Annotated in this window: 7 protein-coding genes; 5 read left to right on the top strand and 2 right to left on the bottom strand. The window is 69.2% G+C overall.

Annotated features, from left to right (window positions below; all coding sequences use genetic code 11):
* Positions 1-91: 91 nt before the first annotated feature.
* Positions 92-358 carry a helix-turn-helix domain-containing protein gene (locus ACFUN8_RS26085; protein ID WP_383642209.1) on the bottom strand — a complete coding sequence of 89 codons (267 nt, stop codon included), beginning with the start codon at positions 356-358 and terminating at the stop codon, positions 92-94.
* Positions 359-452: 94 nt separating this feature from the next.
* Between ACFUN8_RS26085 and map the strand changes: the two genes are divergently transcribed.
* The 4 genes from map to ACFUN8_RS26065 all read left to right on the top strand — a co-directional run bounded on the left by map (position 453) and on the right by ACFUN8_RS26065 (position 3388).
* Positions 453-1238, top strand: coding sequence for a type I methionyl aminopeptidase (gene map, locus ACFUN8_RS26080; RefSeq protein WP_383642206.1), 786 nt, complete (start codon positions 453-455; stop codon positions 1236-1238).
* A 53-nt stretch (positions 1239-1291) separates the two neighbouring features.
* The gene (locus tag ACFUN8_RS26075) at positions 1292-1798 is read left to right on the top strand and encodes an HIT family protein (RefSeq protein ID WP_383642203.1); all 507 of its coding nucleotides are present in this window, start codon (positions 1292-1294) and stop codon (positions 1796-1798) included.
* 378 nt (positions 1799-2176) lie between these two features.
* On the top strand, positions 2177-2575 hold the full coding sequence (locus tag ACFUN8_RS26070) for a M15 family metallopeptidase (protein WP_383642212.1): 399 nt from the start codon (positions 2177-2179) through the stop codon (positions 2573-2575).
* A 96-nt stretch (positions 2576-2671) separates the two neighbouring features.
* A complete protein-coding gene (locus tag ACFUN8_RS26065) occupies positions 2672-3388 on the top strand; it encodes a hypothetical protein (protein WP_383642200.1) in 717 nt (238 codons plus the stop codon).
* A gap of 270 nt (positions 3389-3658) precedes the next feature.
* Here ACFUN8_RS26065 and ACFUN8_RS26060 read toward each other — a convergent pair whose 3' ends face one another.
* On the bottom strand, positions 3659-3793 hold the full coding sequence (locus ACFUN8_RS26060; protein ID WP_383642198.1) for a hypothetical protein: 135 nt from the start codon (positions 3791-3793) through the stop codon (positions 3659-3661).
* Positions 3794-4010: 217 nt separating this feature from the next.
* Here ACFUN8_RS26060 and ACFUN8_RS26055 point away from each other — a divergent pair, with 217 nt between their 5' ends.
* Positions 4011-5633: a DHA2 family efflux MFS transporter permease subunit gene (locus ACFUN8_RS26055; protein WP_383642195.1), complete on the top strand. Its 1623-nt coding sequence runs from the start codon at positions 4011-4013 to the stop codon at positions 5631-5633.
* Positions 5634-6000 lie beyond the last annotated feature (367 nt).

Genomic DNA, 6000 nt, shown 5'->3' with positions numbered 1-6000 from the left:
TGCCTGGCAATACCCGCCGGTCGGTCGGAGTACCTCCGGACTACCGGCTCGGCGGACGCTCGCTGATCCGACGGGAATTGTCAGACAGGCCCTAGGAGGCCCGGCTGAGGGCCGGATCGGTGCGCCAGACTCCGGCGAGTTCGGACAGCGGTACGCCGAGTACCTCGCTGAGCCGGACGATGGTGCCGAACGCGGGCGTCGGCAGCCGGCCGGTCTCGATCTTGCGAAGGGTCTCCGGCGAGATCTCCGCCGCCAGGGCCACTTCGACGGGGCTGCGTCCGGCCCGGGCGGACCGCAGAGCGGCCCCGAGGCGCCGGCCCGCCTCGATCTGTTCGGGGGCGAGCGGATGACGAACCATACGCACATGCTAGGGGCGTAGGCATGCGGCGGGCAACCACCCCACCCCTGGTATAAATATACCTGTCGGTCGCCCCGCAGAATCGAGGATCGCAGTGATCGAGCACAAGTCTCCCCAAGACATCGAGCGTATGCATGTCACCGGCCAGTTCCTCGGCCAGGTGCTGGCCGAGCTCGGCGATCTCGCCGCGGTAGGGGTCAACCTGCTGGACCTGGAGCATCACGCCCGCCGCCGGATCAAGGAGCGCGGCGCGGAGTCCTGCTACTGGGACTACGAGCCCTCGTTCGGCAAGGGCCCGTTCCGTAACGTCGTGTGCCTCTCGGTCAATGACGCCGTACTGCACGGACTGCCGCACAGTTACAAGCTGCGCGACGGTGACCTGCTGACCATGGACATGGCGGTACGCGTCGACGGCTGGGCCGCGGACTCGGCGCACTCCGTCATCGTCGGCACCCCGGCCAAGGAGGACCTGCGGCTGATCGAGGCCACCGAGGTCGCCCTGGAGGCCGCGATCAAGGTCGCCCAGCCGGGCAACAGGCTCGGCGACATCTCGTCCGCCATCGGCACGGTCGCCGCCGAGTACGGCTACCCGGTCAACCTGGAGTTCGGCGGCCACGGTATCGGCCGCACGATGCACGAGGAGCTGCACATCCCCAACGACGGCCGCCCCGGCCGCGGTTGGAAGCTGCGCCCCGGCCTGACGATCGCGATCGAGCCCTGGTTCGCCGCCGGCACCGACAAGATCGTCTTCGACCCGGACGGCTGGACGATCCGCTCGGCCGACGGCTCACGCACCGCACACTCCGAGCACACGGTCGCCATCACCGAGTCCGGCCCGCTGGTGCTCACCCGGCGCCCTGAGAGCAGCAAGGCGCTGTAGGACCGTCGGCCGTCGGACGCTGACGACACCTCCGGACGTTGTGGAATCGACTGGTGCGTGACCTCGCCCATCTGGTGTCCTTGCGCGCACAAGGTGTCTTCGAGCTGGGGGCCGAGTTGCTGGGCGATGAATGTGTCTTCTGCGCGATCGCGCGGGGTCAGGCGGCGGCGAGCGTCGTCTTCGAGGACGAGTGGGTCATCGCGTTCATGGACCTCCAGCCGGTGACTCCCGGGCACCTGCTTGTCGTTCCGAAGTCACACGCGGAAGGGCTGACGGACCTTCAGGACGACATCGGCCTGCGGGTCTGGGCGGTGGCGCACCGGCTCGGGCGCGCATTGCGGCTGTCCGGCCTGCGGTGCGAGGGGGTCAACCTCTTCCTGGCCGATGGCGAGGCCGCTTTCCAGGAGGTCTTTCACGTCCATCTGCACGTGTTCCCCCGCTTCAAGGGGGACCCGTTCCGCATCGAGGCGGACTGGCAGGTACGCGAGCGCCGCCTGCTCGACGAGACGGCGGGGGCGGTTCGTCGAGGAATCACTGCCCTCGATGGCCTTCCGCGCTGACCTGGGCGGAAGGAAGCCGACCGGCGGACCTCGTTCTGCCCGCGCTTCGGCTCATGGGGCCGCCTGAGGAACTGTCCGACTGGACTACCCGGGTGACGGAGATCGGCAGATCGACAATGGTCCTCGCCGGCGGAGCGCGGCACCGAAAGCGCAGGTTCTGTAAGTGCACATCGCCCCTGGTCGCCTATGACAACGACGCCAAGCGCTCTTGCGTTCAGTGGGCCACGTCCGCGTGCAGCACCAGAGTCCCCGGACTCCACGGTGCTGCCGCAGTGTGCTGCGCGTCGATCGGCGCAGGTCCGACCCGGCGGGCGTAGCTACGCTGCGGCGGCTTCACCCTGAAGCGCCTGCGTCCCACATCCACACCGCCGCCACACGCTGGATCGCCCCCTGGAGACCGCTGGGCACGTCTCAGGAGCCGCCGTCGACCGCACCATCCGTACAAAGGACGGCACGGAAGTCGACATGGGCAGCCCTGAGGCCGCCACTCCGGCCGACAGCGATGGAGCCTGCTACACCCAGTCATCCGGTCTCCCCGCGCTGGCCCGGCAGAACCGGATGGTGATGATCGAGGCCCTGACCGCCGTCGGTACGGTGAACTACCCGACGGAGTGGTGGCACTGGTCCTACGGGGACCGCTACTTGGGCCCTGGAAACGGGAGCGACCGCCGCCGTCTACGGCCCACGGCAACGCGACCGAGGGCGCCGTCAGGCGACCACCCCCAAGGGTCGGTGGGTGGACCAGCCCGAAGCCGACAACACCGCTCCGACGACTGACGACGGCCGGACCGCAGCGCGCGGGCCGGAGCGCCACCCGCGCACCGCAGCGCGCGGCACGACCACGCACGGGGCCGAACCACGCAAGGGAACACCATGGGCAAACAGCGCATGACCGTCTGTCTGCCGCCGGTCGCCCCCGACGGGCTGAGGCAGGCGATCGAGGGGGCGATGGCGCCCTTCCGGTACGACCGCGAGGACCGTCCCCACCCGGACTGGGTGGGGGAGTGGAGCCACTGGTTCGTCTCCGGGGCCGGCTGTCTCTTCGACGTACTGCCCGGTCACGAGGACGACTCCAGGCTCGTGAGGTACGACGAGTGGACCGAACCCCCTGAGGACCTGCCGCCCACCCGCTGCCACGGCGGCCCGCGCGGCATCCTCGACCTCGACGCGCCCCGTGCCGCCGAGGCCCGCCGGGCAGCCGAGACCTGGACGGCGTACCGCGATTTCGCCGACCGCTACCCGCCCGCGCTGCCCTTCCACCACTTCGCCGAGCGGGCCGGGACCCCGGACGCCGGGGATGCCAGGGAGGCGGCCGTTGCCGCCTTCCTCGAACAGCCCCTGATCCGGGCTATCGAGGCTGACCCCGCCCTGGAGGAGCGGTTCACCTCCGACCCTGCCCTCCACTTCGACGAGGCCCTTGAGACCTACGTGGCGCGCCAGGTGGCCGCCGTACTGCCCACCCCCGCTCTGCTGACCCTCGACGGACGATGGGTGGAGGGAGGCGGCCCCGACTACGAGCGGATGTTCAACGCCTGCCTGGACGGCCTGCCCGGCGACACGATGGTCGTGCGGGTGCTCTACCACTCGTGACGCCCTCTTGAGCGGACGACCGACCTGGCGGAAGTTCTCTGGCCGGAGGTCTCGGGTGTCCGGGTCGGCGAGCGCCGCGTCGGCCGGCGCGGTGTTGATCAGTTCACGCACCTGCGGGCTGCGGAATCCGGCATCGCCCAACTCGTCCTCATGGTTCTCGTACCAGGCGATCACCGGCAGCACGGCCGGCAGACTGCCTGGCGGCGCACCTGCGGTCGCCTTCTCGGCGAACTCCCGCGCGAGTTGCTTCGAGCCTCGCCATTTCGCGGTTCAGTACTGAGTCCAGTACTGAAGGGCACTGCTGTGGGCGTCGAAGTGATGCGGTGCCCGGGCCGTGATCTCGGACCACAGCACGTGCATCTCCCGGTGGGGGTAGCCCAGTCCGAGCGCCGTCCAGATCTCCACGACGAACGGGCTCGGATCGTCGGGGCGGAGCGCCGAGGCCCGCCCGATGTCGTCCCGCGAGGCCAGCTGAGCGGCGCGGGCCGAGGCCGCCTCCGCTCAGCCGGTGGGCGGCTCAGGTTCGCCCGGCTGCCCGCGCGGTGAAGGGAGGGTCGGGGCCGTCCGAAGGAGATAGTCGGCCTGACGGGCACGCCCGTCAGGCCGAGAAGAAGGAATGAGCATGCCTGAAAACGAGCCGGACGGCCCCCACGAGGCCCGTGACTCCCACGCCTCCGTGGACGGCCCGCACCGTCGCAACCACGGCAGACCCCGGGGCGGGCACGCCCCGCCCGCACCGAACAAGTGGTGGACACTGACCGCCGTATGCCTCGGCACGTTCATGCTGCTGCTGGACATCACCATCGTGAATGTGGCGCTTCCCGACATCCAGCGGTCACTGCACGCCAGCTTCTCCGACCTCCAGTGGGTCGTCGACGCCTACTCCCTCACCCTGGCCGCCCTGCTGCTCACCGCCGGCAGCCTCGCCGACATCTACGGCCGCAGGAAGCTGTACGTGATCGGCCTGGCGATCTTCAGTCTGGCGTCGTTGCTCTGCGGGATGGCCGACGGTTCGCTGATGCTGCAACTCTCCCGTGGTCTTCAGGGAGTCGGCGGCTCCATCATGTTCTCGGTCTCACTCGCGCTGCTGGCGGACGCCTTCCGCGGCAAGGACCGCGGTGTCGCCTTCGGGGTCTGGGGCACGATCACCGGACTCGCGGTGGCCATCGGACCGCTGCTCGGCGGTGTACTCACCACGGGCCTGTCCTGGCGCTGGATCTTCTTCGTCAATCTGCCGATCGGTGCGATCGCCGTCGCGATCACCATGATCAAGGTCGCCGAGTCCCGTCAGCCCGAGGCTAAGCGTCCCGACTGGCCGGGCTTCGTACTCTTCACCGCCGCCCTCTCCAGCCTGGTGTACGCGCTCATCCAGTCCAGCCACGACTCGTTCTCCGACCCGGTCGTCATCGCGTGTCTGGCCGCGTCGGTCGTACTGCTGGTCGCCTTCGTGGCCCTTGAGTTGCGCACCCCGCAGGCGATGTTCGACCTGTCGCTCTTCCGTAAACCGACCTTCACCGGCGGTCTGGTGGCGGCCTTCGGTCTCAGTGCCTCACTTCTGTCGATGCTGCTGTACCTGGTCCTCTACCTCCAGGACGTCCTCGGCTTCAGCGCCCTGGGCGCGGGTGTGCGGCTGTTGCTGATCTCCGTCGGCATCCTGGTGGTGTCCACCGTGTCCGGACGGCTCTCCTCACGGATGCCGGTGCGGTATCTGATCGGACCCGGTCTGCTGCTGGTCGGGGGCGGGCTGCTGTGGATGCGCGGACTCGACGCGTCGAGCCAGTGGACCCATCTGATTCCGGGCATGATCATGTCCGGGGCGGGTCTCGGCCTGGTCAATCCGCCGCTGGCGTCGACCGCCGTCGGTGTCGTGCAGCCCGCGCACGCCGGCATGGCCTCGGGCATCAACTCGACCTTCCGTCAGATCGGCATCGCCACCGGCATCGCTCTTCTCGGCACCCTGTTCTCCAGCAAGGTCAAGTCCTATGTGACCGATCACGTCGGTGCGATCCCGGGCGTCGGAGAGTTCGGCTCGCGCATCTCGACCGCTGTTCAGTCCGGCACGGTCACACAGACTCTCGACTCCCTCCCGCCCGACGTCCGCGCCCCGGTCAAACATCTCGCCACGGCGGCCTTCACCGCGGGCCTGAACGAGATCCTCCTCGTCGCCGCGCTCATCGCCCTCGCCGCCGGGGTGGTCTCTCTGGCCACGATCCGCACCAAGGACTTCGTCCAGTCACCCTCCTGACGGCCGAGACGGAGATGCCTCTGCCACCGGTGAGCTGATCAGCGGTCAGCCGATCAGCCTGTGGAGCACGGGTACGGATATCCCGAAGGTTCCCAAGCCTGCGGCTACGGCCGTAGGCAGGGACCTCTCGGAGAGGAACATGAGGCACCCCATGATCAGACCGAGGAAGCCGGCCACCACGAACACCACGGCGGCGTGCATCGACAGCAACGGCGGTGCTTCCAGAGGCAGTCCAGCGTTGGACGGGCCGGGCGTGCCGGGCGTGCCGGGCGTGCTGGGCGGTTCCTCCTCCTGACGGGAGACCGGAGGGTCGGCTGCGGCGGCGCCTACCGCCCTCATCGGGCACGCTGCCGTCGCGCCGCGAACC

The sequence above is a fragment of the Streptomyces sp. NPDC057307 genome (genome assembly GCF_042667665.1).
GTDB lineage: Bacteria > Actinomycetota > Actinomycetes > Streptomycetales > Streptomycetaceae > Streptomyces.
This window is presented reverse-complemented; position numbering and strand designations above follow the sequence as displayed.